This is a genomic window from Mesorhizobium sp. B2-3-5, from assembly GCF_006442395.1.
Taxonomy (GTDB): Bacteria; Pseudomonadota; Alphaproteobacteria; order Rhizobiales; family Rhizobiaceae; genus Mesorhizobium.
The window spans coordinates 45,016-71,875 of record NZ_VFVX01000002.1; the positions used below are offsets into that span (position 1 = coordinate 45,016).

The following is a 26,860-nucleotide window of genomic DNA, read 5'->3' on the forward strand; positions in this document are numbered from 1 at the left end:
CTAGACTAAGACGTAGTGCGGCGGATATATCTGGCCAGATATAGCGTTGCTTGAGTTGCAAGCGACAATCGCCTTGGGAGGATGAGGTGAGCGGACGGCGGCCGGCTGGTCATGCGGATTTGATCCAGACCTCCATCGCCAACAGCGACGCTGCGCGTTCGGCGCTGGTTGCTTCCTGGCGACGTTCGCTGACATTGCACGGCCTTGATCCGGCCGAACGCAAGTCGCCTCGGCGCCTTACCGAAGGCGAGCTGCGCCAGGCCAGGCAACGTATGGAGCCGCTGCTGCGCGCCGCGGATGCGAGCCTCGATCGTCTTCACCTCGCCGTAGGCGGCGTCGGCTGCTGTGTGCTGCTTGCCGATCGTGACGGCATTCCCGTCGAACGTCGTGGTGCCGCCGCCGACGACGATACGTTCGACGAGTGGGGCTTGTGGACGGGCACCGTGTGGAGCGAGGACTCCGAGGGCACCAATGGCATCGGCACCTGTCTTGCCGATCAGCGCGCGCTCACCATCCATCGCGACCAGCATTTCTTTTCGCGCAACACTCTGCTCAGTTGCACCACGGCCCCGATCTACGATCACGAAGGCAATCTGGCGGCCGCGCTCGATGTCTCCTCTTGCCGGTCGGATCTGACTGAAGGATTCGTCAACCTGATCGCCATCGCGGTAGGCGATGCCGCGCGCCGCATCGAGGCCGAGAACTTCCGCTTGGCGTTTTCCGATGCCCGCATCCTGCTGGCGCCGGTGGCCGAGCGCAGTGCCAGCGCATTGATCGCCGTCAATGCCGACGATCTGGTGGTCGGGGCAACACGCTCCGCCCGGCTCGGCCTTGGCATCACCCGGCAACTCCTGATCAAAGGCCTTCCTGCCGCCGACATTCTCGGCGACTCGGCCAGGGCAAGCGAGCATCTCGACGAGGCGGAGCGCGGCGTGGTTCAGCGGGCCATGGCACGCGCCGAGGGCAATGTGTCGGCGGCTGCCAGCAATCTTGGGATTTCGCGGGCGACCCTGCATCGCAAGCTTGCGCGCTTCGGCATCCGCCGCCCACACTGAGCTTTGGGCCAGCGACTGTCGCAGATCTGCGACAGTCCGCGTTGGTGAACGCCCGCGACCGGGCTGACAAACCTCAGTCCATCCGCAACTCTTCCCAGCGACGCGCCACATGCCGTGGCGCTCATATTGGGAGGAAGACGATGAACAAGGTGGAATTTTCCCGCGCGGCCAAGGTTCCCTTCGCCAAGCGCTACGACAATTATATCGGCGGCAAATGGGTCGCCCCGCATTCAGGGAAGTATTTCGAGAACATATCGCCGGTGACCGGCCGGCCACTGGGTGAGGTCGCTCGCTCCGACGCCAGGGATATCGAGGCAGCACTCGATGCCGCGCACAGGGCCAGGGATGCCTGGGGGAAGACGAGCGCAGCCGCTCGCGCGCTGATCCTCAACCGCATCGCCGACCGCATGGAAGACAATCTCGATCTGCTGGCGCTCGCCGAAACCTGGGACAATGGCAAGCCGATCCGCGAGACGACCGCCGCCGACCTGCCGCTGGCCATCGATCATTTCCGTTACTTTGCTGGTGCCGTGCGTGCTCAGGAGGGCGGCCTTTCCGAGATCGATCACGACACTGTCGCCTATCATTTCCACGAGCCGCTCGGCGTCGTCGGCCAGATCATTCCCTGGAACTTCCCGCTGCTGATGGCGGTCTGGAAACTGGCTCCGGCGCTTGCCGCCGGCAATTGCGTGGTGCTGAAGCCCGCCGAACAGACACCCGCCACCATCATGCTGTGGGCCGACCTGATCGGCGATCTCCTACCGGAGGGCGTGCTCAACATCGTCAATGGCTTCGGCCTCGAGGCCGGCAAGCCGCTCGCTTCGTCGAACCGCATTGCCAAGATCGCCTTCACCGGCGAGACGACGACCGGGCGGCTGATCTCGCAATATGCCAGCCAGAACCTCATCCCGGTGACACTCGAACTCGGCGGCAAATCGCCCAATATTTTCTTCCAGGACGTGACGGCGGAAGATGACGATTTCTTCGACAAGGCGATCGAAGGCTTCGTCATGTTCGCGCTCAATCAGGGCGAGGTCTGCACCTGCCCCAGCCGCGCGCTGGTGCATGAGAAGATCTATGACAAGTTCATGGAAAAGGCGCTGAAGCGCGTCGAAGCGATCGTCCAGGGCGATCCCCTCGATCCGGCAACCATGATCGGTGCGCAGGCATCGAGCGAACAGCTGGAGAAGATCCTGAGCTACTTCGATATCGGCCGCAAGGAAGGCGCCGAGGTGCTGGCGGGCGGTGAGCAGAACCATCTGCCGGGGGATCTGGCGGGCGGCTATTACGTCAAGCCGACCGTGTTCAAGGGCAACAACAAGATGCGCATCTTCCAGGAGGAAATCTTCGGGCCGGTGGTGTCCGTGACGACCTTCAAGGACGACGACGAGGCGCTGTCGATTGCCAACGACACGCTCTATGGCCTCGGCGCCGGCATCTGGAGCCGCGACGCGAACCGCTGCTATCGTTTCGGCCGCGCCATCCAGGCCGGGCGCGTGTGGACCAACTGCTACCATGCCTATCCCGCGCACGCGGCATTCGGTGGTTACAAGCAGTCCGGCATCGGACGGGAAAATCACAAGATGATGCTCGATCACTATCAGCAGACCAAGAACATGCTGGTCAGCTACAGCCCGAAGAAGCTCGGTTTCTTCTGATTGCCTCCCGAAGCAACACATGATCTTCCCACAGGGATCATGAGTATCCGGGGCGCGGCTGCACATGCCGCGCCCCGGATGGTTTGGGAGATGAAGGAGGGCGGTATGTCCGACAGGATTTCACTCGGAAAAGTTTCGGCCACGCCGGGAGCCATCGCTTTCCTGGCTGAGATCGTTGCCGATCACGGGCCGGTGCTGTTTCACCAGTCCGGTGGCTGCTGCGACGGATCATCGCCGATGTGCTATCCCCGCGGTGAGTTCATTGTCGGCGACAACGACGTCATGCTGGGCGAGATCGGCGAAACGCCGGTCTATATCAGCGCCTCGCAATATGAGGTGTGGAAACATACCGACCTCATCATCGACGTCGTGCCGGGCAGGGGTGGCATGTTCTCCCTCGACAACGGGCGCGAAAAGCGGTTTCTGACGCGCTCAACCGTCTGTGCCATCCCCGAAACGCCCTTGCGGGCCTGAAGGGATTGACGCCGCCGCCCTCGCAGGGGCAGTAGACGGCCATGTTCAATCTGCTTCTCGTTGTCATCGGCGGCGGCATCGGCGCCGGCATCCGCCATCTGACCAGTATGGGCGCGCTGCGCTTTGCGGGCCCCAACTATCCATGGGGCACGATGGCCATCAACATCGTCGGCTCCTTCGCCATGGGCCTGTTCATCGCTATCCTGGCGCGCCGCGGCGGATCGAACGAAGTCAGGCTCTTTGTCGCCACCGGCATCTTCGGCGGCTTCACCACCTTTTCGGCTTTTTCGCTCGATTTCGCGACGCTTTGGGAGCGGGGCGCCACGCTGCCCGCGTTTGGATATGCGCTGGCCAGCGTCATTGGCGCCATCATCGCCTTGTTTTTGGGTCTTTGGCTCGCAAGAAGCCTGCCTTAATGCTATTGGCGCGCCGAGAGCCGGCCAAGCCCCGCTCGGAAAACAGGTAAGAAAATATGGCAGGCGTTGAACAGATCACGGTGGAAGCCGGCGAGGCGGGCATGCGGCTCGATCGCTGGTTCAAGACCCATTTCCCGGGCCTTGGCTTTGGCCATCTGCAGAAACTGCTGCGCTCCGGCCAGATCCGCGTCGACGGCGGCCGCGTCAAGGCCGACACCCGCGTCGAGCCGGGTCAGCTGGTGCGTATTCCGCCGCTCGAGGTGGACAAGAAGGGCGACAGCCCGCTCACTGGCCATTCGATCCGCAACCAGGGCGACGCCGACGTGCTCGCCAAGATGCTGCTGCATGAGGATCCGAAGGTCTTCGTCTTCAACAAGCCGGCGGGCCTGGCGGTGCAAGGCGGTTCGGGCGTCACCCGCAATGTCGACGACATGCTGGAAGCCTGGCGCAGCCAGAAGGGCGAGAAGCCAAGGCTGGTTCACCGGCTCGACCGCGACACGTCGGGTGTGCTGGTCGTTGCCCGCACGAGACTGGCCGCGATGAAGCTCTCCGAGGCATTTCGCGCCCGCGAAACCAAGAAAACCTATTGGGCGTTGGTCAAGGGTGTGCCGCCCAAGCGCGAGGACAAGATCTCGACCTGGCTGATCAAGGAGGCGACGCCAGACGGCGACCGCGTGCGCATCGCAGCACACGGCGAAAAGGGCGCCGACCACGCCGTCTCCTACTACCGCATCATCGAGCAGGCGGCGCAGACGATGACCTGGCTTGAGATGGAGCCCTATACTGGCCGCACGCATCAGCTGCGCGTCCACGCGGCCTATATCGGCTGTCCGATCATCGGCGATCCCAAATATTTCGAAGCCGACACCAATTGGGATTTTCCCGGCGGCATTCAGAACCGCTTGCATCTGCACGCGCGTCGCATCGTCATCCCGCATCCCGACAAAGGCTTCATTGACGTCACCGCCCCGATGCCACCACACATGCGCCAGAGCTGGAACCTGATCGGTTTCGACGAGCAGAGCGCGGAGGACTGATTGTGAGTGGCGCCACCGACGCGCTGGACCGCCGCGACGCGGTCGACATCGCCGCCGCTGCGATCATGGCCGGCCTGACCTTTTCCTGGGGCCTGAACTACGTCGCCGCCAAGATCTCCTATGCCGGCTACGATCCCGTCTTCCTGTCGATCGCGCGCTCGGTCATTGGCGGCTTCTTTGTCTTTCTCTGGTGCCGCTGGCGCGGCATCGCGCTTTTCACCCGGGATGGCACGTTGCTCGCCGGTATCGCTGTCGGCGTGCTTTTCGGCATCGAATTCCTCTGCCTCTATGTTGGGCTGGAGCACACGACCGTGGCCCGCAACACGCTGCTGGTCAATTCAATGCCGTTCTGGATGCTGGTGGGTGGGCATTTCCTGCTTGGCGAGCAGGTCACCTGGCGCAAATTCCTCGGCCTGTTATTGGCCTTCGCCGGCCTTGCCACGGTCTTTTCCGATAAGCTTGGCGGCGGCGACATGCTGTTCGGTGATCTCCTGAGCCTCGGCTCCGGGTTCTTCTGGGCCTTGACCAATATCCTCATCAAACGGTCGAAACTGGTTGAGGCGAGCGCCGAGAAGCTGTTGCTCTATCAACTCGCCGGCGCGGCGATCGTCGGCATTTTGGTGCTGCCTCTCGCCGGTCCGCCGGTCCGCGATCCCACTTTGTTGCCGACATTGGCGCTGCTTTTCCAAGCGATCTACATCGTCGCTTTCACTTATGTCCTATGGTTCTGGCTGCTGCGCCGCTATCCGGCCTCCGGCCTGTCCAGCTTCACTTTCCTGTCGCCGGTTTTCGGTGTCTTGTGCGGTGCCTTGATCTTGAACGAGCCGCTGACCATTCGCATTTTTCTGGCACTTGGCTTGATTGTAGCGGGCCTGATCATCGTCAACCGGCCAGCACGTAAGCTGACGCCGGTGTAAGAGAGAGATTTCATGCGTGATATCCTCAACGACCTCGAAGCGGGCAAATATCTTTCCGATCCGGATCCGGTGCGTCGCGCCCAGATTCAAATGAAGACGCCGCTGCCCAAGCGCTTCTACAAGACCGTTTCGGTTGCGCCGATGGAGGGAGGGTTTGCCGTCCATCTCGACGGCAAGCCGGTGCGTACGCCGGGCAAGGCGCTGTTGGCGCTGCCGACCCAGGCGGCGGCAGCGCTTGTGGCCGACGAGTTCGCCGCGCAGGACGAGACCATCAATCCGGTGACGATGCCGGTGATGCGCCTCGTCAACACCGCTTTGGACGGAGTCGCCAGCGATCCGCAGGCAGTGCTGGAAGACATACTGCGTTTTGCCTCGTCGGATCTGCTCTGCTACCGCGCCGACGCACCGCAAGGGCTGGTCGAGCGGCAGAACGAGCAGTGGGATCCGGTCATTGACTGGGCCCGTGCGGCGCTCGGCGCCCGCTTCAACCTTGCCGAAGGGATCATCCACGTCGAGCAGCCGCGCGAGACGATCGCCGTTGTCGGCAGTCATCTTGCCCAGCGCGCGCAGCCGCTGCGGCTGGCCGCCATCCACGTCATGACCTCGCTGACCGGTTCGGCGCTGCTGGCGCTCGCCGTCGATTTCGGCGAGCTCGACGCCGAGGCGGCCTGGGCCGCCGGCCATGTCGATGAGGACTGGCAGATCGCGCATTGGGGGCAGGATGCCGAAGCGGTCGCGCGCCGCGCGGCCCGCAAACGGGACATGATGGCTGCCGTCAATCTTCTCGAAGCGATCAAGGTCTGACCGGCCGGTTTATTGCCGCACCGCACCTAATACCAAAGTCATAATCCCAAAGGCGCTCTGCCTTAGACCCCGTCTTTCTGTCATTTTTTGATGGCTGTCGTGAGTCCGCGTTCGCAGGAGAATCCGGACGCTGCCACGCGGCATCGAGGACAAGGGTCTCACGGGAGGATAACTCAATGGCAATGGCATCAACCGCCGGCGGAACGAGCCGCGGCATGACGCGGGAGGAGAAGAAGGTCATCTTCGCCTCTTCGCTCGGCACCGTTTTCGAATGGTATGATTTCTATCTCTACGGCTCGCTGGCGGCCTTCATCGGCTCGACCTTTTTCAGCCCGACCATTCCCGAGGCGACCCGCAACATCTTCGCGCTGCTGGCCTTTGCCGCCGGCTTCCTCGTGCGCCCGTTCGGCGCACTGCTGTTCGGCCGCATCGGCGACCTTGTCGGCCGCAAATACACCTTCCTCGTCACCATGACGATCATGGGTCTGTCGACCTTCCTGGTCGGTCTGCTGCCCGGTTATGCGACTTTGGGCATCGCGGCTCCGGTGATCCTGATCGTCCTGCGCATGCTGCAGGGCCTTGCGCTTGGCGGCGAATATGGCGGCGCCGCGACTTATGTCGCCGAGCACGCGCCCGACGATCGCCGCGGGTTCTACACATCGTGGATACAGACGACGGCGACACTCGGCCTGTTCCTGTCGCTGATCGTCATCCTGATCGTGCAGGGATCACTGAGCAAGGAAAGCTATGCCGCCTGGGGCTGGCGCATTCCGTTCATCGTCTCCTTCGTTCTGCTTGCCGTTTCGATCTGGATTCGGCTGTCTCTCTCCGAATCTCCAACCTTCCAGAAGATGAAGGACGAAGGGAAGGGCTCCAAGGCTCCGCTATCGGAAGCCTTCGGCCAGTGGAAGAACGCCAAGATCGCCCTGCTGGCGCTGCTCGGCCTTACCGCCGGCCAGGCCGTGGTCTGGTATAACGGGCAGTTCTACGCACTGTTCTTCCTGCAGAATGTGCTGAAGGTCGACGCGCAGTCGGTCAACATCATGATCGCCATTGCACTGGCGCTTGGCTCGATCTTCTTCGTCGTCTTCGGGTGGCTGTCCGACAAGATCGGCCGCAAGCCGATCATCATGGCCGGCCTTGCGCTTGCCATCGTCTGCACCTTCCCCCTGTTCAAGGCGCTGACCTGGGCCGCCAATCCGGCGCTCGCCAAGGCGCAGCAAAATACGCGGGCAACGGTGACGGCAGCACCCGGCGACTGCAAGTTCCAGTTCAATCCGGTCGGCACCGCGAAGTTCACGACGTCCTGCGACATCGCGACTTCATTCCTGACCAAGAACTCGGTTCCCTACGACGTGGTGTCGACGGCCGCGGCCGGAACGGCTGCATCGGTCAAGATCGGCAACGAGACGGTGGCGTCCTACGATGCGGTCGCCGCCGGCGATCAGGCCAAGGCCAAGGACGCTGCCTTCGTCAAGGCCGTCAATATGTCGTTGCAGGATAGCGGCTATCCGCTGAAGCGCGCGGCAATCAAGGTTGCGGACCAGAAACTCGACGCCTTCATCGCGGCCAATCCCGAGTTGAAGCTCGATGCCGCGACCATCCGAGGCGGTGAGAAGGCGACTGTTCCGACTGATAAGGCAGTCACCGACAAGCTGTTGACCAAGGACGAGGCGGCGGGCGCGCCAGAAGTCACCGTCTACAACATTCCGGGCGGCGGTGCCTTCGCCATGGTCGCTGATCCGGCGGCCGTGAACTGGCCAATGACGATCGGCATCCTGTTCATCCTGGTGGTATTCGTGACCATGGTGTACGGACCGATCGCCGCGATCCTGGTCGAGATGTTCCCGACCCGTATCCGCTACACCGGTATGTCGCTGCCCTATCATATCGGCAATGGCTGGTTCGGCGGCCTGCTGCCGGCGACCGTGTTCGCGCTCAGCGCCTACAAGGGCGACATCTACTATGGCCTCTGGTACCCCGTGGTGATCGCGGCGATGTCGCTGGTCATCGGCATGATCTTCGTCAGGGATACGCTCGGCACCGATTTGGACGCCAAGCAATAGCCGGCTGGTTGAGCTTAAACAAAGCCCGGCGCGAGCAATCGCGCCGGGCTTTTCATATCCGAGCCTGAAGAATGCGGATCAGCTCTTGCGCTGGTTTTCGTCTTCGATCGCAGCTTCGTGGTACCAGCCGTCAAAATCGATGTGCGTGCCGCGTAAGGATGCGAGCTCTGCCGCGAATTTGGCCTTCGCGCCTAAATTTGCAGCAGATTTGCGTGCTGCCAGAGGGAACATCAGAATTTGTGCCGACGGACGGGAGGTGGCGACTTCCACGGGCATTCTCCTTTCTTCTGCAGGAGCTTGTCGATTCAGCTTTTCCGCAAGATAGGTTCTGCGACTCCTTTAGGCAATATGCCTATGAAAAGATCAGTATTTGCCTATTATTCATGCATTTCTGGCCTGTGACCGATCTCGGTCCATTGCTGAGGCGGCTCAGCAAATTCAACGAGATATCGCGGCCATTTTGCCGCACCCGCCGACACCCGAGTGGCACACGAATTGCTTTTTAGTGATCCGGCAGGGCCGGCTGCTGAGGGCAAGCGCAAGTCGACGCCGTTCAGTGTTCGGTGATCAAGCAACGAGAGGCTAGAATGACGAAATACAAGCTCGAGTACATTTGGCTCGATGGTTATACCCCGGTCGCCAACCTTCGCGGCAAGACGCAGGTCAAGGAATTCGCCGAGTTCCCGACGCTCGAACAGTTGCCATTGTGGGGCTTCGATGGATCTTCGACCATGCAGGCCGAGGGCCGCAGCTCCGACTGCGTGCTGAAGCCGGTGGCGCTTTATCCGGATCCGGCCCGCACCAACGGTGTTCTCGTCATGTGCGAGGTCATGATGCCCGATGGCGTGACGCCACACGAGTCCAACAGCCGTGCGACCATTCTCGATGACGACGGTGCCTGGTTCGGTTTCGAGCAGGAATATTTCTTCTACAAGGACGGCCGTCCGCTCGGCTTCCCGGACAGCGGCTATCCCGCGCCGCAGGGCCCGTACTACACCGGCGTCGGCTACAAGAATGTTGGCGATGTCGCGCGCCAGATCGTCGAGGAGCATCTCGACCTTTGCCTCGCCGCCGGCATCAACCATGAAGGCATCAACGCCGAGGTGGCCAAGGGCCAGTGGGAATTCCAGATTTTCGGCAAGGGTTCCAAGAAGGCTGCCGACCAGATCTGGATGGCTCGCTACCTGCTGCTGCGGCTGACCGAAAAGTACGGCATCGACATCGAGTTCCATTGCAAGCCGCTCGGCGACACCGACTGGAACGGCTCGGGCATGCACTGCAACTTCTCGACCAAGTACATGCGTGAAGTCGGCGGCAAGGCCTATTTCGAGGCGCTGATGGCGCAGTTCGACAAGAACCTGATGGACCACATCGCCGTCTATGGTCCCGACAACGACAAGCGCCTGACCGGCAAGCACGAGACCGCGCCGTGGAACAAGTTCAGCTATGGCGTCGCCGACCGTGGTGCCTCGATCCGCGTGCCGCACTCCTTTATCAAGAATGACTACAAGGGCTATCTGGAAGACCGCCGTCCGAATTCGCAGGGCGACCCCTACCAGATCGCCTCCCAGGTCCTGAAGACGATTTCGCAGGTTTCGACCGACGCCTCGGTTTCGGCCGCGGCGTGATTCTTTTGGCGGCGCGGATCGCAGGATCTTCGCCGCCATCTAAAGAACGGTCACGAAAAAGCCCCAGCGGAGACGCTGGGGTTTTTTCGTGATGCTTGCGAGGTGCGGCCATGCCGATCGCGTTCAGCCAGCGATCATTCCGCGTGCCTTGAGCGCAGCCAACACCTTTGCATGGGGCAGGGCGGGAGTCCGGTTGCCGTCGCGGCCGATCATGTCCTGATTGGCGACCAATGCGTTGAGCACGGCTTCCTCGGCCGCCTGCACTACGGCCGTATAAAAATCGTCCATCCGGCCCCAGGGGATGAAATCCATATGCCCATAGCTCTGTTCGGTGGCCGGTCCCTGCGGGAAGCGACCGTTGAGCGCGTCGCGATTGGCGGTCGAGAAGGCTAGAAAAATGTCGCCGGAGAAATGCGAGCCGGCGGTGCCGGTCCGCGCCAGGCCGAGCGGCACGCGTCGGGCCAGCGCCTTGCATTGGCCGGGCAAAAGCGGCGCGTCGGTGGCGACGATGCCGATGCAGGAACCGGCGCCAGTCGGGCCGCCGCGAAAATAAGACTCCATCGGGTTGTCATCACTCAGCCGCTCGCCAAGCGGCACGCCGGCGATGGTGAGTTCATCGCGTGACCCGAAATTGGCCTGCAGGAAGACGCCGACCGTGTAGGAGCGATGGCCGTAGTCGACGATCCGCGAGGCTGTGCCGGAGCCGCCCTTGAAGGCGTAGCAGTTCATGCCGGTGCCTCCGCCGACCGAGCCTTCCTCGATGCGCCCGCTCGCCGCATTGTCGATCGCCGCGGTCGCGTGATCGACGGTGACATGCGAGCCGTTGATGTCGTTGAGATAGCCGTCCCAGGTTTCGGCCACCACGGGCAGCAGCCATTGGTTCGCGACATCGGGCTTGTGGCGCGCCACCCAGTCGATGACGCCGCGATGGCAAGGGCCGACCGCATGGGTGTTGGTGATCAGGATGGGCAGGCTGATGCTGCCGGCCTCCTCGATCCACGATGCGCCGGTCATCTCGCCATTGCCGTTGAAGGAATGATAACCGGCGGCGCAGGCGAGGCCGACGCCGTCATGGCCAAACGGCAGAATGGCTGTCACGCCGGTGCGTACGGGTCCCTGCCCAAGCTTGAGCTTGCCTTCGCCTTTGATGATCGTCGAGTAACCGACCAGGACGCCCTCGACGTCGGTGATGGCATTGGCCGGACCGGGCGTGCCTTGCAAGGGGATGGCGAGTGCGCGGGCTCGCGGTTTGCCGGCTGGTGTGGCGGTCTGGGTCGGCAGTTGGTCCATGCTTTGGTCTTGCTCCGTTGATTAGCCGGCCGAGCGGAGACTGCAGCCGGTTGCAAGCTCGGCATAGCTGGCCAGGATCGCCATCGCCGAGGGTTGATCGACCGCAGGCACGACGTTGACCAGGTGCAGCCCCAGGCCGTCCTCGAGCACCACCAGGCTGCGTGCAATGGTCTCGCTCGTCGCCTGCAGTTTGAAGATGCCGGTGGCGGCGCCCGCTTCGAGAATGCCGACATAGATCGACACTTGCCGCTCGAACAATGTGATGTGGCGGGCAGCATAGCTTGCATCCGAACGCGAATAGGCGCCGAGCTCGAGCAGCAGCCGGCAGAGCTGGTCATCCGCATCGGCCGGCAGTCCGCTCTCGATCATCGTTTTCAGCCGCAGCCGGGGGTCGGCGATCTCGGCCACGGATGCCGCGCGTATCGTGCAGAACCGCTCGACGGCCTTGCGCTGCACATCGTCCAGAAGGTCCTTCAGACCGGGATAATAATAGAGCAGGGCGCTCGAACTCATCCCTGCCTCATTGGCAACGTCGCGCAGCGTGACGCCGGCAAGGCCGCGCCTGGCGATCATCGATTCTGCTGCCGCGACCAAGGTCAGGCGGCGATCGGTCTGGGTTTTGGGTCGTCCCATTTCTCTCTGTTCCTGAATTTGATTCAGTTTAAGGCTGGCGGTTGAAATTAAGCAAGTATCAATTCGCCTAATTTGTTGACGGTAACCGACTCTGTCGATAGGTTCCGTTGCGGAGGATAATTTTTATCTTATTAAAAAAAGGGGAGGAGAATGTCTACAAACGAAGCAACCACAGGGGCAGCGCACAAGGCTGCGCCAACCGCCAAAGGGCTTGATCGGGCGCTCAACGCGCTCGGCACGCTGATGATCGTCTTGTCGGCCGTGACGCCCGCATCCTCGGTGTTCATCATCGTACCGGGTGTCATCGCGCTGGCCGGCACAGGCTCATTCCTGAGTTTCGTGCTCGCCGCCGTAATCGGCCTGTTCATGGCCTTCGTCTATGCGGAGCTGTCGTCGGCCTACCCGATGGCCGGCGGCGAATACACCATGATCGGCCGCACGCTTGGCCGCTTCTGGGGCTTTGTCACCCTGGTGCTGGTGTTCGTCTCGATCGTGCTGATCGTCGCCGTCATCGCGCTCGGTGTCGGCACCTATCTCGGCGTGCTGATACCCAACCTTAGTCCGCAATGGGTCGGCGTGGTGACGATCGCGCTGGCCGGCACGGTCGCGGCAATGCGCATCAAGCTCAATGCTTTCGTCACCGGCATCTTCCTCGGCATCGAAATGCTGGCGCTGCTGATCCTGACCGGTCTCGGCTTTGCCCATGTCGAGCGACCGCTGTCCAGCCTGTTCACGTCGCCGCAACTGCTTGACGCGACCAACACGCTTGTTCCTGCCTCGTCCGGCATCATCCTGGCGTCCACCGCCGTCTCGCTGTTCGCCTATAATGGCTACGGCGCGGCCGCCTATTTCGGCGAAGAGACGCATGACGCCAGGCGCAACATCGGCAAGGTGGTGCTCTGGGCATTGGTGATCACCGTCGCGGCCGAGCTCATTCCGTTGACGGCGGTGCTGCTGGGGTCTCCGGATATTCCGGGCCTGCTCGCCGCGCCACAGAAGATCGAGTACTTCCTCGAGGCGCGCGGCGGTCACGCGCTGACGGTCCTGATCAGCCTTGCCATTGCCGTTGCCATTTTCAACGCGGTCATCGCCATCATCCTGCAAGCGGCGCGACTGCTGTTCAGCTCCGGCCGTGACAAGACCTGGTTCGGCCCGATCAACGCCGCCATTGCCTCCGTCCATGGCAGCTATGCATCGCCCTGGATCGCCACCATCGTCGTGGCGGTTCTGGCAGCTGTCGCCTGCTTCATCGACTTCAACCTTTTGTTGGTGGTCAGCGGCACGTCGCTGGTGGTCATCTACGCGCTTTTGTGCGTGGCGGTGTTTGCAGGGCGCCGCAACGGCACAACGGCAGGCGGGCACTACCGCATGCCTTTGTTTCCGGTCCCGGCCATCCTTGCCTTCGTGGCGCTGGTCTATGTCGCCTACCAGAACCTGCTCGATGCCGCCTTCGGGCGCCCGAGCCTGATCGCGACGCTGCTGATCATGGTCGTCGCGGCAATCTACTACATCCTGGTCTTGGCCAGGCGATCGGACTGGAATCTGCACGGTCCCGACGAACTTGTCGGATAGGCACCCCCTCCGACGTTCAATCCCGTGCGAGAACCCCGGCCTTTACCGGGGTTCTTTTTTCTGCGCCGGCCTGACGGAGCGAATACACCCAAAAAAAGTCAGGTTGAAAAGGGCGGTTCAAAACCGTCATGCCGGCCCACCCCCGGCTAACATGCGGTTACCGTGGCTCCGATCGGCAAGCTTGTAAATCGCCCAAAAAGCCCGGAAAACCCCGGTTATGTCAGTCCTGCGCGCTAAGGGCTTGTATATAAGCTACTGTTCATGCACCGAAATCGGCGGTTTATGCCACCGGTTGGCGGCGTTGACAGATCGCGCCGCGGCATGCGTATTCGTGGTCTTGGGGTTACGCCAAAGCGATGCTGTTCGAGCGGGGCGGGGTTTCTTGAACGACGGCATTGGCGGGGGCGCTGGACGAGCGGGCATTGCAGCCTGAGGCAGTGCGCCGCTCGCTCCTGGCGTTATCTTTCCTTCTAAAGCCGTCCGCCAACGTGCCTTCAATGGCTTTGTGTCGCGACCTGAACTTCGTCTTCCGCCGGTGGCCACGGGCCGGCCAAGAGCGAATTATCCTTAAAACCAAAAGCAATGAGCCCCGTCGCGCGACTGGCCGCATGCATCAATTGGCGGGTATTGTGGGGGCAGCAAAAAGCCCTTGAATGAGGACGTCCTTCAAGGGCTTTGTGACGCTATCCCAGGGGATCTTAGACCGAGTAATACATATCATACTCGACCGGATGCGGGGTCATTTCGAAGCGCATCACTTCGGCCATCTTCAGCTCGATGTAGCTGTCGATCTGGTCGTCGTCGAAGACGCCGCCGGCCTTCAGGAAGCCGCGGTCCTTGTCGAGGCTCTGCAGGGCTTCACGCAGCGAACCGCAGACGGTCGGGATCTTCTTCAATTCCTTCGGCGGCAGGTCGTAGAGATCCTTGTCCATCGGCTGGCCGGGATGGATCTTGTTCTTGATGCCGTCGAGGCCAGCCATCAGCATGGCGGCGAAAGCGAGGTAGGGGTTCGCGCCCGGATCGGGGAAGCGGACCTCGACGCGCTTGGCCTTCGGCGACGAGCCGAACGGGATGCGGCAGGAGGCTGAGCGGTTGCGCGCCGAATAGGCGAGCAGGACGGGCGCTTCATAGCCCGGCACCAGGCGCTTGTAGGAGTTGGTCAGCGGGTTGGTGAAGGCGTTGATCGCCTTGGCGTGCTTGATGATACCGCCGATGTAGAACAGGCAGCTTTCCGACAGGCCGGCATATTCATTGCCGGCGAAGGTCGGCTTGCCGCCCTTCCAGATCGATTGGTGCACATGCATGCCCGAGCCGTTGTCGCCGAAGATCGGCTTCGGCATGAAGGTGGCCGTTTTGCCGTAGGCGTTGGCGACCTGGTGGACAACATACTTGTAGATCAGCATCTTGTCGGCGTTGCGGACAAGCGTGTCGAACTTGATGCCGAGTTCGTGCTGCGCGGCCGCGACCTCATGGTGATGCTTTTCGACGCGCACGCCCATCTCGGCGAGCACGGTCAGCATCTCGGAGCGCATGTCCTGAGCCGAATCGATCGGCGGCACCGGGAAATAGCCGCCCTTGATGCGCGGGCGGTGGCCGAGGTTTCCGGTTTCGTAGTCGGTGTCGTCGTTCGACGGCAGTTCGGTGGAATCGAGCCGGAAGCCGGTGTTGTAGGGATCGGCCTTGTACTTGACGTCATCGAACACGAAGAACTCGGCTTCCGGGCCGACATAGATGGTGTCGCCGATGCCTTCCGACTTCATATAGGCTTCGGCCTTCTTGGCCGTGCCGCGCGGATCGCGGTTGTAGGACTCGCCCGAAACCGGATCGAGAATGTCGCACAGGATGACCATGGTCGACTGCGCGAAGAACGGATCCATGTGGACCGTCTCCGGATCGGGCATCAGCACCATGTCGGACTCGTTGATGGCCTTCCAGCCGGCAATCGACGAGCCGTCGAACATGACGCCGTCGGCGAACATGTCTTCCTCGACCTCGATGACATCCATCGTCACGTGTTGCAGCTTGCCCTTCGGGTCTGTGAAGCGCAGGTCGACGAATTTCACGTCGTTATCCTTGATCTGCTTCATGATGTCTTTGGCTGTCGTCATGTAATGTATCCCTGTGTGATGACGTTTTTGATGTTTGGAGAATGGCCGTCTCAGACAGCATCCATGCCGGTTTCGCCGGTGCGGATGCGTACGACTTCCTCGATGTTGGAGACGAAAATCTTGCCGTCGCCGATGCGGCCGGTCTGGGCCGCCTTGCGGATGGCCTCGATGGCGCCTTCGACTGCATCGTCGCCGAGCACGACTTCGATCTTCACCTTGGGCAGGAAATCAACGACATATTCGGCGCCCCGATAGAGTTCGGTATGGCCCTTCTGCCGTCCGAAGCCCTTTGCCTCGGTGACCGTTATGCCCTGCAGCCCGGCCTCCTGAAGCGCTTCCTTCACTTCGTCCAGCTTGAATGGCTTGATGATCGCTTCGATCTTTTTCATGTAAAAAGTGGCCTCCACTGCCAAAAAACGGGTTGTGAGCCCCGCTTGCGCCTCCATCAAGCACGAACTGTGCCAGATAGATGGATTCGAAGCGGACTCAAACGATTTCGAAGCCACACCGCCCCGGAATGCGATTTCGCCTCGTTCGGTGCATCGGATGCGGCATAGCTGCTGAAGCCTACACAGTGCTCGAGCTTGCGTCCGCACAAAAATTAGGCAGATCGCCCATCCGCCGTGCAGCTTCGCCTTGATGCTCGTCCAGCGACTTAGCCGCAGCTGGTAAAAACTCCCTCTTCGTTTGCTTCGGCTCGAAAACTGGACAATGCTTGATCGAATGCGGATCGGCAATCCATGAGCGATGAACTTCTTACTTCCGCAGAGATGGGCGAGGCGGACCGGCTGACGACTGCCGCAGGTCCAGTCGACGGCATCGGCCTCATGCGCCGTGCCGGCGAAGCCGTCGCGGCCGAGGTCTTCATCCGCTATCCCCAGGCGGCGCACGTCCATGTGCTTTGCGGGCCTGGCAACAATGGCGGCGACGGCTACGTCGTCGCCCGCATCCTCGCTGGCAGCGGCGTCGCCACGACAATCTGGGCGTCCGGTGCGCCGAGGCCGCGAAGCGACGCGGCGCTGGCTGCGGCCGAGTGCCCGGTCGCACCCCGGCCGCTGTCCGGTTTTGAAGCCCAGCCCGGCTCGATCGTGGTCGATGCGCTTTACGGGGCAGGGCTGTCCAAGCCGCTGTCCGGCGATGCCGCCAGGGCGGTCGATATCGCCACTGACACGCATTTGCCGGTTGTCGCGGTCGATCTGCCTTCGGGCGTTTCGGGCGACAGCGGCAAAGTGCTGGGCGTGGCATTTACCGCCGCCGTGACCGTGACGTTCGCGCGCAAGAAGCCCGGGCATTTGTTGCTGCCGGGACGCGAACGTTGCGGCGAGATCGTGCTCGCCGATATCGGCATCGGCGACGATATCATTTCACGGCTACAACCCCGGACGTTCGAGAACACGCCAGCACATTGGTTGGACGATTTCCCGGTGCCGGCTGTCGACGCCCACAAATACAAGCGCGGCCATGCCGGCGTCTTTTCCGGCGGCCCCGGCGCCACCGGGGCGGCGCGGCTTTCGGCGCTGGCTGCGGCCAGAAGCGGGGCGGGGGCGGTGACCGTGCTGTCGCCGGGCAATGCCATGCAGGTCAATGCCGGACACCTGACTTCCATCATGCTGCGCAAGACCGATGACGTCGCCGACATCAAGGCGTTTGTCGCGGAACGTCGGCCGTCGGCCTTTGTCCTCGGGCCCGGCTTTGGCATTGGTGAAAAGACACTGACGTTCGGGCTCGCGCTCCTCGCATCCGGCGAGCCACAGGATGCCCCAATAGTGATCGATGGCCTCGTGTTCGATGCTGACGCGATCACCTCGTTTCGCAACGCGCCGGATGTCCTGTTCGACGCCGCTCGCCAGCCAAACGCGCCGCATCTTGTCATGACACCGCACGAAGGGGAGTTCGCAAGGCTGTTTCCGGACATCGCCGGCGACAATACCTCATCCAAATTGGACAAGGCGCGTGACGCGGCCGCGCGGGCCAATGCCGTTATTGTCTACAAGGGCGCCGACACGGTGATTGCCGCTCCCGATGGCCGAGCGGCGATCAATTACAACGGCGCGGCCTGGCTTGCGACCGCCGGATCGGGCGACGCGCTGTCGGGCATCATCGGCGGGTTGCTGGCGCAGGCCATGCCGGCGTTCGAAGCTGCCTGCGCGGCGGTGTGGATTCATGCCGAGGCCGGCAGCCGGTTCGGGCCGGGGCTGATCGCCGAGGATTTGCCACTGGCCCTGGTGCCGGTATTGCACGAACTGGTCGCCGCCCGAGGCGTGCTCTGATCAATGGCGCTTATGGGGCGCCGGCGACATTCAGCTCACAACGGAATGTTGTCGTGCTTCTTCCAGGGGTTCTGCATGTCCTTGTTGCGCAGCATCCGAAGCGCGCGCGCAACACGCCGGCGGGTCGAGTGCGGCATGATCACCTCGTCGACATAGCCGCGCTCGGCGGCGACGAAGGGCGACAGGAAACGATCCTCGTAAGTCTTTGTATGGGCCGCGATCTTTTCGGCGTCACCAATGTCCTTGCGGTAGATGATCTCGACCGCGCCCCTTGCGCCCATGACAGCAATCTGCGCCGTCGGCCAGGCATAGTTCATGTCGCCGCGCAGGTGTTTTGACGCCATCACGTCATAGGCGCCGCCATAGGCCTTTCTGGTGATGACGGTGATCTTCGGCACGGTCGCCTCCGCATAGGCGAACAGCAGCTTGGCGCCATGCTTGATCAGCCCGCCATATTCCTGCGCGGTGCCCGGCAGGAAACCCGGAACATCGACGAAGGTGACGATCGGAATGGAAAAACAATCGCAAAAACGCACGAAGCGCGCCGCCTTGCGGCTGGCATCGGAATCGAGCACACCGGCCAGAACCATCGGCTGGTTGGCGACGAAGCCGACAGTGCGGCCCTCGATCCGTCCGAATCCGGTGACGATGTTTTTGGCAAAATTCTGCTGGATCTCGAAGAAGTCGCCCTCGTCGGCCACCTTCAGGATCAGTTCCTTGATGTCGTAAGGCTTGTTGGCATTGTCGGGGATTAGCCGATCGAGCGACAGATCATGGTCGGTAACCGACTGATAGCATTCGATCTCGGGGAGTTCCGATGTGTTGGAAGCCGGCAGCAGGTCGACCAGCCGGCGCATCTGCAGCAGCGCTTCGACATCATTGTCATAGGCGCCGTCGGCGATCGAGGATTTCGTCGTGTGCACCGAGGCGCCACCGAGACTCTCGGCCGTCACCGTCTCGTTGGTCACGGTCTTCACCACATCCGGACCGGTGACGAACATGTAGGAGGTATCACGCACCATGAAGATGAAGTCGGTCATGGCGGGCGAATAGACGTCGCCGCCGGCGCAAGGCCCCATGATCACCGAAATCTGCGGAATGACGCCCGATGCGAGCACATTGCGCTGAAAGATCTCGGCATAGCCGCCAAGGGCCGCAACGCCTTCCTGGATGCGGGCGCCGCCTGCATCATAGAGGCCGATGATCGGCGCGCGGTTGCGCAGCGCCATCTCCTGCACCTTGATGACCTTCTCGGCATGCGCTTCCGACAGCGAGCCGCCGAACACGGTGAAATCCTTGGCGAAGAGGTAGATCGGGCGGCCGTTGACCGTGCCCCAGCCGGTAACGACGCCGTCGCCGGCGATCTTGGTCTTCTCCATGCCGAAATCGGTCGAGCGATGCTCGACATACATGTCGAACTCCTCGAAGGAGCCTTCGTCGAGAAACACCTCGATCCGTTCGCGCGCGGTGAGCTTGCCCTTCTTGTGCTGGGCATCGATGCGCGCCTGGCCGCCGCCCATGCGGGCAATGTCGCGGCGCCGCTCGAGTTCCTTCAGCACGTCCTTCATTGCGTAGTCCCCAAAATCGAAGCTGCGTTTGTGGTAATCATGCCCGCCGGGCAGCGCAAGCGCCCGTTTTCGGCTGTTTTTGCTGCGTTGCAACATGCTGCCCTTGCATTTCGAGGCGAACTCAGCCATATGCACCGCATAGGCGCTTGGGCCGGGAACGAATCCGGCCTTCTCGACGAATGAGACTGGTTGCGTCTGTTTTCCCTCTTTTCGGCTGATCGACCTGATTGGTTGGCAAGGTGGCGAAGAAGCCCCGTGGCATGATGCCTGCGGGCACGACAGCGCAGCCGCGCGGACGATCCCGTCCGCCGCCTTGTCGTTCCATGACAATGTTATCCGACGGCAGGTTGCGCCCTGCCGCCATTGATGTTTGCGGCCAAAGGCCGCCTGAAAGAAGATTATTTTGACCAACGAAAACACTTTGCCCGGCAATGACACCGCGGAACTCTCTGGTTTTGCGGCGCTGGGAATCACGGGTGCGCTGCTCAAGGCCACCCATGCCGCCGGCTTCGCCGATCCGAAGCCGATCCAGGTGCAGGCCATCCCGCCGCAACTGGAAGGCCGCGACATTTTCGGCATCGCCCAGACCGGCTCCGGCAAGACCGCGGCCTTCGCGCTTCCGATCCTGTCGAAGATCATAGGGCTCGGCACCAAGCGCCGCGCCAAGACCACGCGTGCGCTCATCCTGGCGCCGACCCGCGAACTCGCCGTGCAGATCGAGGAGACCATCAAGATCCTCGCCAAGGGCGCGCATGTCTCGACGGCACTCGTGCTGGGCGGCGTCTCGCGCTTCAGCCAAGTGAAAAAGGTTGCTCCCGGCGTCGACATCCTGATCGCCACGCCCGGCCGGCTGACCGATCTGGTGCGCGAAGGCGACCTCATCCTTTCCGACACCAAATGGCTGGTGCTGGACGAGGGCGACCGCATGCTCGACATGGGCTTCATCAACGACGTCAAGCGCATCGCCAAGGCGACCGCGCCTGATCGCCAGACGGCACTGTTTTCGGCCACCATGCCGGACGAGATCGCGGAACTGGCCAAGGGCCTTTTGAAGAACCCGGTCCGTATCGAGGTCTCGCCGCAAAGCACCGCGGCGGCCGAGATCGTGCAGGGCGTCGTCTTCGCCCGCACCAAGCAGAAGCGCCAGGTTCTGTCGACGATGCTCGCCGACGAAGCGATGAAGTCCGTCATCATCTTTTCGCGCACCAAGCATGGTGCCGACCGGGTGACCAAAGATCTCGAGCGCGACGGTTTCAAGGCCGCCGTCATTCACGGCAACAAGTCGCAGAATGCCCGTCAGAAGGCGCTCAACGATTTCCGTGATGGATCGGTGCGCATTCTGGTCGCGACCGACATCGCCGCGCGCGGCATCGACGTGCCCGGCATCAGTCATGTCGTGAATTTCGACTTGCCGGACGAGGCTGAAAGCTATGTCCACCGCATCGGCCGCACCGGCCGCAACGGCAAGGACGGCATCGCGATCACGCTTTGCGATCCTTCGGAAAACAGCAAGCTGCGCCAGGTCGAGCGCATCATCCGCACCAAGCTGCCTGTTGTTGCCGACCATCTGGGCAGCCCCGATCCGGTGCGCAATCCGGCGGAAAAGAACGAGCGCCGCGAGCCGGCCAATGACCGCGCCGATCACAATGGCCGTCGCGACGGCAGGCGGCCTGGCGGCGAGAAGAAGCAGAACAATGGCTTCGGCAAGAAGCGTTTCGGCGACAAGCCGGCCTTTGCCGGCGAACGCAAGCCGGAAGGTGCCAAGCCCTTCAAGGGCAACAACAAGCGCCGCTTCGGCGGCAGGCGGCCTGCCGCGCGGGCTGCTTGATTATTATCCGTATCGAGCCTGGCCAATTGGCTTGGCTCGACTGCTGACGATCAAGGCCGGCTGAGGCATTGCCTCGGTCGGCCTTTTCATATCCGAAGCCGCCCCCCATCGGCACGGCTATTTGGCGACAGCTTCGATCCAGACAGCGATCCGTTGCACGAGGAAAGCCGTGGTCGACGGCGACAGCGCGTCTCCGGCAAGGACATGGTTGTCGGGATCGCCCGTACTTTCCATGGGCACCAGTTCATGCGCGCCAGCCCAACGCGCCGCAATCTCGCGCGTGCGTTCCGGCCGCACCACTTTGTCCATATCCGAGAAAATGAACAGGGCAGGAATCGTCGCCTTTTCCACCGGCGCGCCATAGGCAAGTTCCGTCAGCGCTTGCATCGGCATCGTTGCTGCGATCGGGTAGCTGGTGGTCCAGAATTTTTCGTGGAGCGCGTTGTGCGGCACGAAGCTGCGTTCCTTGCCGGCAACGAGTTCGGCGATCTGTTTGCCCCAGGGCATGGTCAGCATCTCGGCGCCGGATGCCTTCACGCCGAAATTGGGCGAGATGAACGCTATGGCCGCCACCCCCTCCGATGCGCCGGGCTGCGTTGCCGCCCACGCGGCCAGCGAGCCGCCGGTCGAGGTTGAGATGACGATCACCTTGTCGCCGATCGCCCGGCCGACGGCGAGTGCCTCCTCATAGTCGTTGATCCAGGCATTGACGCTTCCCTGCGTCATGGCCGCGCCGTCCTCGCCGTGCCCGGTAAGGCGGGTGTAGAACAGATTGGCGTCGAGTTGCTCGGCGACCTCGTCCGGCAGGGGGCGGACCTCGCCCTTTGAAGCCGAGAAGCCGTGGATATAGACGATCGACAGCGGCGTCTTGGCATGCACCATCGGGTTGGCCCAGATGATCTCCTTCTCCAACCCCTCGCGGATACCGGGCACGCCGGCTTCCACCTTGGCCACATAGGCCTGCGGATCGTCACCGATCACGGAAGGATTGAAGTGGATCGTCGTGTCGACGGGGACGCGAGGACCAAATACCCAGACCAGTGCAAGGACGGCGATCAGGCCCAGCACAGCAAGCACGATCCGTCGCCCCATCCCAGACTCCACGCAACAACAACAAACCTATGGTGGTGGCCGTGAACAGGCAACGGCCGTTCAGGCCGCCAACCCACCAATCCTGTGGGCATTCTATTCGGCGGGCCGTTTGCGCTCGTAATGCAGCGGCCGGGCCTTCCAGCTGGTCGTGAGGCTGATCACCCATCGGCACCATGGCCTCGGCAGCAGGGCCAGAAATTTCAGCGGCCAGCTTGTGCGATACGGAAAGGTGACTTCAAAGCCGCCGGATTTGATGCCCCGCACCATGCGGCGCGTCGCACGGCTGACCGGCATCAAGCCCGGCATCGGTAGCATGTTCTTTTCGGTCAGCGGTGTGTCGACAAAACCGGGGTTTATCACCTGGACGCGGATGTTCATCTTGTCGAAATCATATTTCAGGGACTCGGCCAGGATGTTGATCGCCGCCTTGGTGCCACCATAGGCGGCCGTGGTCGGCCAGCCGAAATAGGCGGTGACCGAGCCGACCAGAACGACATGGCCGCGCGCCCGCACGCGCATATGTTCCACGACCGGCACCAACCCGTTGATGATGCCGAAATAGTTGACCTCGAAGGAACGACGAAAATCGCTGACGACGAGAGCCTCTCCAGGCGTGGAGATGTAGTTTCCCGCATTGAAGACGGCGAGCACAATGGGGCCGAGTTCTTTCTCGATCGCGGCGACCGTTCTTGCCATGCGCGGCTCGTCTGTGACATCGCAGGGAAAGGCCGTGACGCTGCCCGGCATCTGCGCCGTCTCGACGATGAGCGTGTCGATCGGATCGTCGTCGAGCGCTGTCACCGCCACCGCGTAGCCCTGGGAGGCCAGATCCCTGGCCAGCGAGCGCCCAATGCCGCTACTGCCCCCGGTGACCCAGGCGACGCCGTGTTTCGGATCGGCCCGATAGAGTGTCATGCTGCGCCCCGCCGAGTTGTTGGTGCTTTGCTCTAGCGGCGAAGAAATCGAATGAAAAGAGTGCTTTTCGACCATAAGTGCAAATGAACTGTGCGACATCAGCCCAGTCTCGAGAATGCCGATGCGTCGCAGCGCCGGAAATGCGACTGGACCAGACAAATTCTTGCCTTGAAACCGAAGCGTCGGGTTTCTAGGGTTTCGGCGTACGCACACAAGGAATCCTGAATGCCCCGTTCTGTGATCGACGCGATCGGCAACACGCCTCTGATCCGCCTCAACAAAGCTTCCGAAGAAACCGGCTGCGAGATCCTGGGCAAGGCCGAGTTCATGAATCCTGGACAGTCGGTCAAGGATCGCGCCGGCCTGTTCATTATCCGCGACGCTGAGCAGCGCGGCCTGCTGCAGCCGGGTGGCGTCATCGTCGAGGGGACGGCCGGCAATACGGGCATCGGCTTGACGCTGGTCGCCAAGGCGCTTGGTTACCGCACCGTCATAGTCATTCCGGACACGCAGAGCCAGGAAAAGAAGGACACGATCAGGTTGCTTGGCGCTGAGCTGATCGAAGTGCCGGCCGTGCCTTACAAGAACCCCAACAATTACGTGAAGCTGTCGGGACGGCTGGCCGAGCAGATGGCGAGAACCGAGCCGAACGGTGCCATCTGGGCCAACCAGTTCGACAATGTCGCCAACCGCGATGGTCATATCCGCACCACGGCACAGGAAATCTGGGCCCAGACCGGCGGCAAGGTTGACGGTTTCGTCTCCGCGGTGGGTTCCGGCGGAACGCTGGCCGGCGTCGCCATTGGGCTGAAGGCCAAGAACAAGGACGTGAAGGTCGCTCTGGCCGATCCGCTGGGTGCCGCGCTCTACAGCTTCTACACCAGCGGCGAGTTGAAGTCCGAGGGCAGTTCCATCACCGAAGGCATCGGGCAGGGACGCATCACCGCCAATCTCGAAGGGTTCACGCCGGACTTCTCTTTCCAGATCAAGGATGAGGATGCGTTGCCGATCGTCTTCGACCTGATCCAGGAAGAAGGCTTGTGCGTCGGTGGCTCGACCGGCATCAACATTGCCGGCGCGATCCAACTGGCCAAGGCATTAGGCCCCGGCCACACCATCGTGACCATTCTTTGCGACTATGGTACGCGCTACCAGTCGAAATTGTTCAACCCTGAGTTCCTGCGCGGGAAGAACCTTCCGGTGCCGGGCTGGATGGAGCTGCAGAGCAAGATTTCCGTGCCTTTCGAAAAGGTCGCGTGATGGCGCACAAGACACAAGCGCTGTTTCGAGACGACGCCTATCTCAGCACGGCGGACGCGACGGTTGTTGACCGCAATGACCGTGGCGGCATCATTCTCGACCGGACGATCTTCTATGCCACCTCGGGCGGCCAGCCGGGAGACACCGGCTATCTCGAACGCGCCGGTGGCAGCCGGATCGCCATCGCCGCCACCATCACGGGTGAAACCAAGGACGAGATCATTCATGTGCCGGCGCCGGAGCACGCGGCCTTGGCTGTCGGCGAGAAGGTGAAACTCGCCATCGACTGGGAACGCCGGCACCTGTTGATGCGCATGCACGCGGCTTGCCATCTGCTAACAGTTGTCTGCCCGTTCCCGATCACGGGTGCGGCGGTTTCCGAGGACGACAGCCGTGTCGATTTCGACATTCCGGACGCCAGCTTCACCAGGGAAGAGGTGACGGCGGACCTGATGGATCTGGTGCGGGCCGATCATCCGATTTTCACCAGGCTTATCAGCGACGAGGAACTTGCCGCGAACCCTGGCCTGGTGAAATCCAAGAACGTCCGGCCGCCGGCCGGTACCGGCAAGATTTGCCTGGTCTGCATCGGTGAGAACGCCTCGGTGGACAGCCAGCCCTGCGGTGGCACGCATGTGAAAAGCACTGGGGAAATCGGCGAAATCCACGTCGGCAAAATCGAAAAGAAGGGTCGTGAGAACAGGCGCTTCCGCATCCGCTTCGGCCCGATGCCGGCGGCTTGACACGCAACGCTTTGTTTTACCGTGGATAGAGAGAACGAGAATGGCCGAAGATAGTCCTTTCACCGTCGATGCGGACTGGTTACAGGGGCGCCTGGGCGAGCCTGGTGTGACCATTGTAGACGCGTCCTGGTACCTGCCGGCCCAAAAGCGTGACGCGCGCGCCGAATATGATGCGGCCCACATTCCCGGTGCCCGCTTCCTGGATCAGGATGCGGTTTCGGATCCTGACGCCGCTTTACCGCATACGCTGCCGTCGCCTCAGCATTTTGCGCAATATGTCGGTGCGATGGGCGTCTCGGCCGACGACACGATTGTCGTCTACGACGGTCCGGGGTTCTTCTCGGCACCTCGGGCATGGTGGATGTTCCGGGTCATGGGTGTATTCCAAACCTATATTCTGGACGGTGGCTTCGATGGCTGGAAGGCAGCCGGCAGGCCGGTAACGGCTGAACCGACGAAGATCGCGCCGAGCATCTTCCATGCCGATTTCGACGCCGGTCGCGTCGCCAGTCTGGCCGACATGCGCCGGATCGTCGAGACCGGAACAAGCCAGATCGCCGATGCGCGGGGACCGGGCCGCTTCACCGGCGCCGAGCCCGAGCCTCGCGCGGGCATCCGCTCCGGCCATATGCCGGGCGCCCGCAATGTGCCGTACTCCGCGCTGTCGGAGAATGGCTTGCTTTTGCCCAAGGATCGTTTGCGCAAGGTGATCGAGGACGCCGGCATTGACCTGACGAAGCCCGTGGTCACATCTTGTGGCTCCGGGGTCACCGCTGCCGTGGTCACTCTGGCACTGGAGACGCTTGGCCACACCGACAACAGGCTTTATGACGGCTCGTGGACCGAGTGGGGCGGGCTTTCGGACACGCCTGTCGTGACCGGCCCCGCGACGACCGGCAAGGAATGAACACGATGGAAAACGGCGCGCTGCAGGACATTGAAGTCACGGTGACTTTTCTCGAAATGCATGCGCCTCCTGCCGTCTCGCCACCGATGCCCTACAACCGCCAGGTCGCGTTGCTGAAGACGAGGGACATTCCCTTGCATTTTTACCGCTACCTGATGGACCGGGTGGGGCGCAAATGGCACTGGGTGAATGTTCTGCGGCTGGATGACGACGAGCTTTCGGCCGGCATCCACCGCGAGGATCGCGACATCAGGGTGCTCTACCTCGACGGTTCGCCGGCAGGCTTCTTCGATCTCAAGCCGCATTTGCCGGAGGAAGTGGAACTCGCCTATTTCGGCATGATGGAACATGCGACCGGGCAGGGCATCGGCCGCTGGTTCCTGGGCTCGGCGATCGCCGCGGCATGGTCGCATGGGCCGAAACGGGTGACGGTGCAGACCTGCACACTTGACCATCCGGCGGCTCTGCCACTCTACCAGAAGCTCGGTTTCACGCCGGTCGCGCAGAAGAAAGAGGTGGTGCATCCGCTGCCTTTCGCCGAGCGTTCGGCCAGCGTCATGCGGCCGTGACACCCGGAATCTGACCTTTTGTTCATCGGTGCTTCAGGCAGCCTTGGAAT

At 62.1% G+C, this 26,860-nt stretch carries 24 protein-coding genes; 16 read left to right on the top strand and 8 right to left on the bottom strand.

Translation table 11 applies throughout. The features are described from left to right. Nucleotides 1–86 precede the first annotated feature (86 nt). The 8 genes from FJ958_RS03010 (at nt 87) to FJ958_RS03045 (ending at nt 8,427) form a co-directional block, all read left to right on the top strand. Nucleotides 87–1,055: a helix-turn-helix domain-containing protein gene (locus FJ958_RS03010; protein WP_140739232.1), complete on the top strand. Its 969-nt coding sequence runs from the start codon at nt 87–89 to the stop codon at nt 1,053–1,055. Between the two features lie 140 nt (nt 1,056–1,195). Then, nucleotides 1,196–2,713, top strand: a complete 1,518-nt coding sequence (gene adh, locus FJ958_RS03015) for an aldehyde dehydrogenase (RefSeq protein ID WP_140739235.1) — start codon at nt 1,196–1,198, stop codon at nt 2,711–2,713. Nucleotides 2,714–2,818: 105 nt separating this feature from the next. Next, a complete protein-coding gene (locus FJ958_RS03020; protein ID WP_140739238.1) occupies nt 2,819–3,187 on the top strand; it encodes a DUF779 domain-containing protein in 369 nt (122 codons plus the stop codon). 41 nt (nt 3,188–3,228) lie between these two features. Next, nucleotides 3,229–3,603, top strand: a complete 375-nt coding sequence (crcB, locus tag FJ958_RS03025; RefSeq protein WP_140739241.1) for a fluoride efflux transporter CrcB — start codon at nt 3,229–3,231, stop codon at nt 3,601–3,603. Nucleotides 3,604–3,659: 56 nt separating this feature from the next. Next, on the top strand, nt 3,660–4,640 hold the full coding sequence (locus FJ958_RS03030) for an RluA family pseudouridine synthase (RefSeq protein WP_140739244.1): 981 nt from the start codon (nt 3,660–3,662) through the stop codon (nt 4,638–4,640). Nucleotides 4,641–4,642: 2 nt separating this feature from the next. Beyond that, nucleotides 4,643–5,557 carry a DMT family transporter gene (locus tag FJ958_RS03035; protein ID WP_140739247.1) on the top strand — a complete coding sequence of 305 codons (915 nt, stop codon included), beginning with the start codon at nt 4,643–4,645 and terminating at the stop codon, nt 5,555–5,557. 12 nt (nt 5,558–5,569) lie between these two features. Then, nucleotides 5,570–6,361, top strand: coding sequence for an ATP12 family chaperone protein (locus FJ958_RS03040; protein ID WP_140739250.1), 792 nt, complete (start codon nt 5,570–5,572; stop codon nt 6,359–6,361). A gap of 176 nt (nt 6,362–6,537) precedes the next feature. Continuing rightward, complete coding sequence (locus tag FJ958_RS03045) at nt 6,538–8,427, top strand: MFS transporter (protein WP_140739253.1); 1,890 nt, start codon at nt 6,538–6,540, stop codon at nt 8,425–8,427. Nucleotides 8,428–8,505: 78 nt separating this feature from the next. On the opposite strand, the gene FJ958_RS03050 is transcribed toward FJ958_RS03045, so the two are convergent. After that, on the bottom strand, nt 8,506–8,697 hold the full coding sequence (locus FJ958_RS03050; RefSeq protein WP_140739255.1) for a DUF2735 domain-containing protein: 192 nt from the start codon (nt 8,695–8,697) through the stop codon (nt 8,506–8,508). 317 nt (nt 8,698–9,014) lie between these two features. On the opposite strand from FJ958_RS03050, the gene FJ958_RS03055 reads away from it, so the two are divergent. Further along, the gene (locus FJ958_RS03055) at nt 9,015–10,055 is read left to right on the top strand and encodes a glutamine synthetase beta-grasp domain-containing protein (protein ID WP_140739258.1); all 1,041 of its coding nucleotides are present in this window, start codon (nt 9,015–9,017) and stop codon (nt 10,053–10,055) included. A 123-nt stretch (nt 10,056–10,178) separates the two neighbouring features. Here the strand turns inward: FJ958_RS03055 and FJ958_RS03060 are convergent, their stop codons facing one another. Both FJ958_RS03060 and FJ958_RS03065 read right to left on the bottom strand, forming a co-directional pair. Continuing rightward, the gene (locus FJ958_RS03060; protein WP_140739260.1) at nt 10,179–11,345 is read right to left on the bottom strand and encodes a P1 family peptidase; all 1,167 of its coding nucleotides are present in this window, start codon (nt 11,343–11,345) and stop codon (nt 10,179–10,181) included. A 21-nt stretch (nt 11,346–11,366) separates the two neighbouring features. Beyond that, entirely contained in the window at nt 11,367–11,978 is a 612-nt protein-coding gene (locus tag FJ958_RS03065) for a TetR/AcrR family transcriptional regulator (RefSeq protein ID WP_140739263.1), read from the bottom strand. A gap of 150 nt (nt 11,979–12,128) precedes the next feature. On the opposite strand from FJ958_RS03065, the gene FJ958_RS03070 reads away from it, so the two are divergent. Further along, nucleotides 12,129–13,550: an APC family permease gene (locus tag FJ958_RS03070; protein WP_140739266.1), complete on the top strand. Its 1,422-nt coding sequence runs from the start codon at nt 12,129–12,131 to the stop codon at nt 13,548–13,550. Nucleotides 13,551–14,248: 698 nt separating this feature from the next. On the opposite strand, the gene glnA is transcribed toward FJ958_RS03070, so the two are convergent. Both glnA and FJ958_RS03080 read right to left on the bottom strand, forming a co-directional pair. Further along, complete coding sequence (gene glnA / locus FJ958_RS03075; RefSeq protein ID WP_140739269.1) at nt 14,249–15,658, bottom strand: type I glutamate--ammonia ligase; 1,410 nt, start codon at nt 15,656–15,658, stop codon at nt 14,249–14,251. 50 nt (nt 15,659–15,708) lie between these two features. After that, a complete protein-coding gene (locus tag FJ958_RS03080; RefSeq protein WP_006205430.1) occupies nt 15,709–16,047 on the bottom strand; it encodes a P-II family nitrogen regulator in 339 nt (112 codons plus the stop codon). 351 nt (nt 16,048–16,398) lie between these two features. Here FJ958_RS03080 and FJ958_RS03085 point away from each other — a divergent pair, with 351 nt between their 5' ends. Continuing rightward, nucleotides 16,399–17,928 (top strand): NAD(P)H-hydrate dehydratase, encoded by a 1,530-nt coding sequence (locus tag FJ958_RS03085; RefSeq protein WP_140739272.1) that lies wholly within the window; start codon nt 16,399–16,401, stop codon nt 17,926–17,928. A gap of 35 nt (nt 17,929–17,963) precedes the next feature. Here the strand turns inward: FJ958_RS03085 and FJ958_RS03090 are convergent, their stop codons facing one another. Further along, the gene (locus FJ958_RS03090) at nt 17,964–19,496 is read right to left on the bottom strand and encodes an acyl-CoA carboxylase subunit beta (protein ID WP_140739275.1); all 1,533 of its coding nucleotides are present in this window, start codon (nt 19,494–19,496) and stop codon (nt 17,964–17,966) included. 403 nt (nt 19,497–19,899) lie between these two features. Here FJ958_RS03090 and FJ958_RS03095 point away from each other — a divergent pair, with 403 nt between their 5' ends. After that, the gene (locus FJ958_RS03095; RefSeq protein ID WP_140739278.1) at nt 19,900–21,324 is read left to right on the top strand and encodes a DEAD/DEAH box helicase; all 1,425 of its coding nucleotides are present in this window, start codon (nt 19,900–19,902) and stop codon (nt 21,322–21,324) included. Nucleotides 21,325–21,441: 117 nt separating this feature from the next. On the opposite strand, the gene FJ958_RS03100 is transcribed toward FJ958_RS03095, so the two are convergent. Both FJ958_RS03100 and FJ958_RS03105 read right to left on the bottom strand, forming a co-directional pair. Continuing rightward, a complete protein-coding gene (locus FJ958_RS03100; RefSeq protein ID WP_140739281.1) occupies nt 21,442–22,416 on the bottom strand; it encodes an alpha/beta fold hydrolase in 975 nt (324 codons plus the stop codon). Nucleotides 22,417–22,509: 93 nt separating this feature from the next. Further along, the gene (locus FJ958_RS03105; RefSeq protein WP_140739284.1) at nt 22,510–23,331 is read right to left on the bottom strand and encodes an SDR family oxidoreductase; all 822 of its coding nucleotides are present in this window, start codon (nt 23,329–23,331) and stop codon (nt 22,510–22,512) included. 225 nt (nt 23,332–23,556) lie between these two features. On the opposite strand from FJ958_RS03105, the gene FJ958_RS03110 reads away from it, so the two are divergent. Genes FJ958_RS03110 through FJ958_RS03125 form a run of 4 tightly spaced genes read left to right on the top strand, consistent with a single transcriptional unit; the run spans nt 23,557 to nt 26,810 of the window. Continuing rightward, nucleotides 23,557–24,591, top strand: coding sequence for a cysteine synthase A (locus FJ958_RS03110; protein ID WP_140739287.1), 1,035 nt, complete (start codon nt 23,557–23,559; stop codon nt 24,589–24,591). Further along, nucleotides 24,591–25,334 carry an alanyl-tRNA editing protein gene (locus FJ958_RS03115; RefSeq protein WP_140739290.1) on the top strand — a complete coding sequence of 248 codons (744 nt, stop codon included), beginning with the start codon at nt 24,591–24,593 and terminating at the stop codon, nt 25,332–25,334. Before FJ958_RS03110 ends, FJ958_RS03115 begins: the two co-directional genes overlap by 1 nt. A gap of 40 nt (nt 25,335–25,374) precedes the next feature. Continuing rightward, nucleotides 25,375–26,241 carry a 3-mercaptopyruvate sulfurtransferase gene (gene sseA / locus FJ958_RS03120; RefSeq protein ID WP_140739293.1) on the top strand — a complete coding sequence of 289 codons (867 nt, stop codon included), beginning with the start codon at nt 25,375–25,377 and terminating at the stop codon, nt 26,239–26,241. Between the two features lie 5 nt (nt 26,242–26,246). After that, nucleotides 26,247–26,810 carry a GNAT family N-acetyltransferase gene (locus FJ958_RS03125; RefSeq protein ID WP_140739954.1) on the top strand — a complete coding sequence of 188 codons (564 nt, stop codon included), beginning with the start codon at nt 26,247–26,249 and terminating at the stop codon, nt 26,808–26,810. Nucleotides 26,811–26,860: the final 50 nt, after the last annotated feature.

What these genes read in the sequence shown, in the direction of transcription:
- FJ958_RS03085 (WP_140739272.1), top strand. Translation starts at nt 16,399, where the DNA reads ATGAGCGATGAACTTCTTACTTCCGCAGAGATGGGCGAGGCGGACCGG.
- FJ958_RS03105 (WP_140739284.1), bottom strand. Translation starts at nt 23,331, where the DNA reads ATGACACTCTATCGGGCCGATCCGAAACACGGCGTCGCCTGGGTCACC.
- FJ958_RS03040 (WP_140739250.1), top strand. Translation starts at nt 5,570, where the DNA reads ATGCGTGATATCCTCAACGACCTCGAAGCGGGCAAATATCTTTCCGAT.
- FJ958_RS03110 (WP_140739287.1), top strand. Translation starts at nt 23,557, where the DNA reads ATGCCCCGTTCTGTGATCGACGCGATCGGCAACACGCCTCTGATCCGC.
- sseA (WP_140739293.1), top strand. Translation starts at nt 25,375, where the DNA reads ATGGCCGAAGATAGTCCTTTCACCGTCGATGCGGACTGGTTACAGGGG.
- FJ958_RS03030 (WP_140739244.1), top strand. Translation starts at nt 3,660, where the DNA reads ATGGCAGGCGTTGAACAGATCACGGTGGAAGCCGGCGAGGCGGGCATG.
- glnA (WP_140739269.1), bottom strand. Translation starts at nt 15,658, where the DNA reads ATGACGACAGCCAAAGACATCATGAAGCAGATCAAGGATAACGACGTG.
- adh (WP_140739235.1), top strand. Translation starts at nt 1,196, where the DNA reads ATGAACAAGGTGGAATTTTCCCGCGCGGCCAAGGTTCCCTTCGCCAAG.
- FJ958_RS03100 (WP_140739281.1), bottom strand. Translation starts at nt 22,416, where the DNA reads ATGGGGCGACGGATCGTGCTTGCTGTGCTGGGCCTGATCGCCGTCCTT.
- crcB (WP_140739241.1), top strand. Translation starts at nt 3,229, where the DNA reads ATGTTCAATCTGCTTCTCGTTGTCATCGGCGGCGGCATCGGCGCCGGC.
- FJ958_RS03045 (WP_140739253.1), top strand. Translation starts at nt 6,538, where the DNA reads ATGGCAATGGCATCAACCGCCGGCGGAACGAGCCGCGGCATGACGCGG.
- FJ958_RS03020 (WP_140739238.1), top strand. Translation starts at nt 2,819, where the DNA reads ATGTCCGACAGGATTTCACTCGGAAAAGTTTCGGCCACGCCGGGAGCC.
- FJ958_RS03115 (WP_140739290.1), top strand. Translation starts at nt 24,591, where the DNA reads ATGGCGCACAAGACACAAGCGCTGTTTCGAGACGACGCCTATCTCAGC.
- FJ958_RS03070 (WP_140739266.1), top strand. Translation starts at nt 12,129, where the DNA reads ATGTCTACAAACGAAGCAACCACAGGGGCAGCGCACAAGGCTGCGCCA.
- FJ958_RS03060 (WP_140739260.1), bottom strand. Translation starts at nt 11,345, where the DNA reads ATGGACCAACTGCCGACCCAGACCGCCACACCAGCCGGCAAACCGCGA.
- FJ958_RS03125 (WP_140739954.1), top strand. Translation starts at nt 26,247, where the DNA reads ATGGAAAACGGCGCGCTGCAGGACATTGAAGTCACGGTGACTTTTCTC.
- FJ958_RS03090 (WP_140739275.1), bottom strand. Translation starts at nt 19,496, where the DNA reads ATGAAGGACGTGCTGAAGGAACTCGAGCGGCGCCGCGACATTGCCCGC.
- FJ958_RS03080 (WP_006205430.1), bottom strand. Translation starts at nt 16,047, where the DNA reads ATGAAAAAGATCGAAGCGATCATCAAGCCATTCAAGCTGGACGAAGTG.
- FJ958_RS03065 (WP_140739263.1), bottom strand. Translation starts at nt 11,978, where the DNA reads ATGGGACGACCCAAAACCCAGACCGATCGCCGCCTGACCTTGGTCGCG.
- FJ958_RS03055 (WP_140739258.1), top strand. Translation starts at nt 9,015, where the DNA reads ATGACGAAATACAAGCTCGAGTACATTTGGCTCGATGGTTATACCCCG.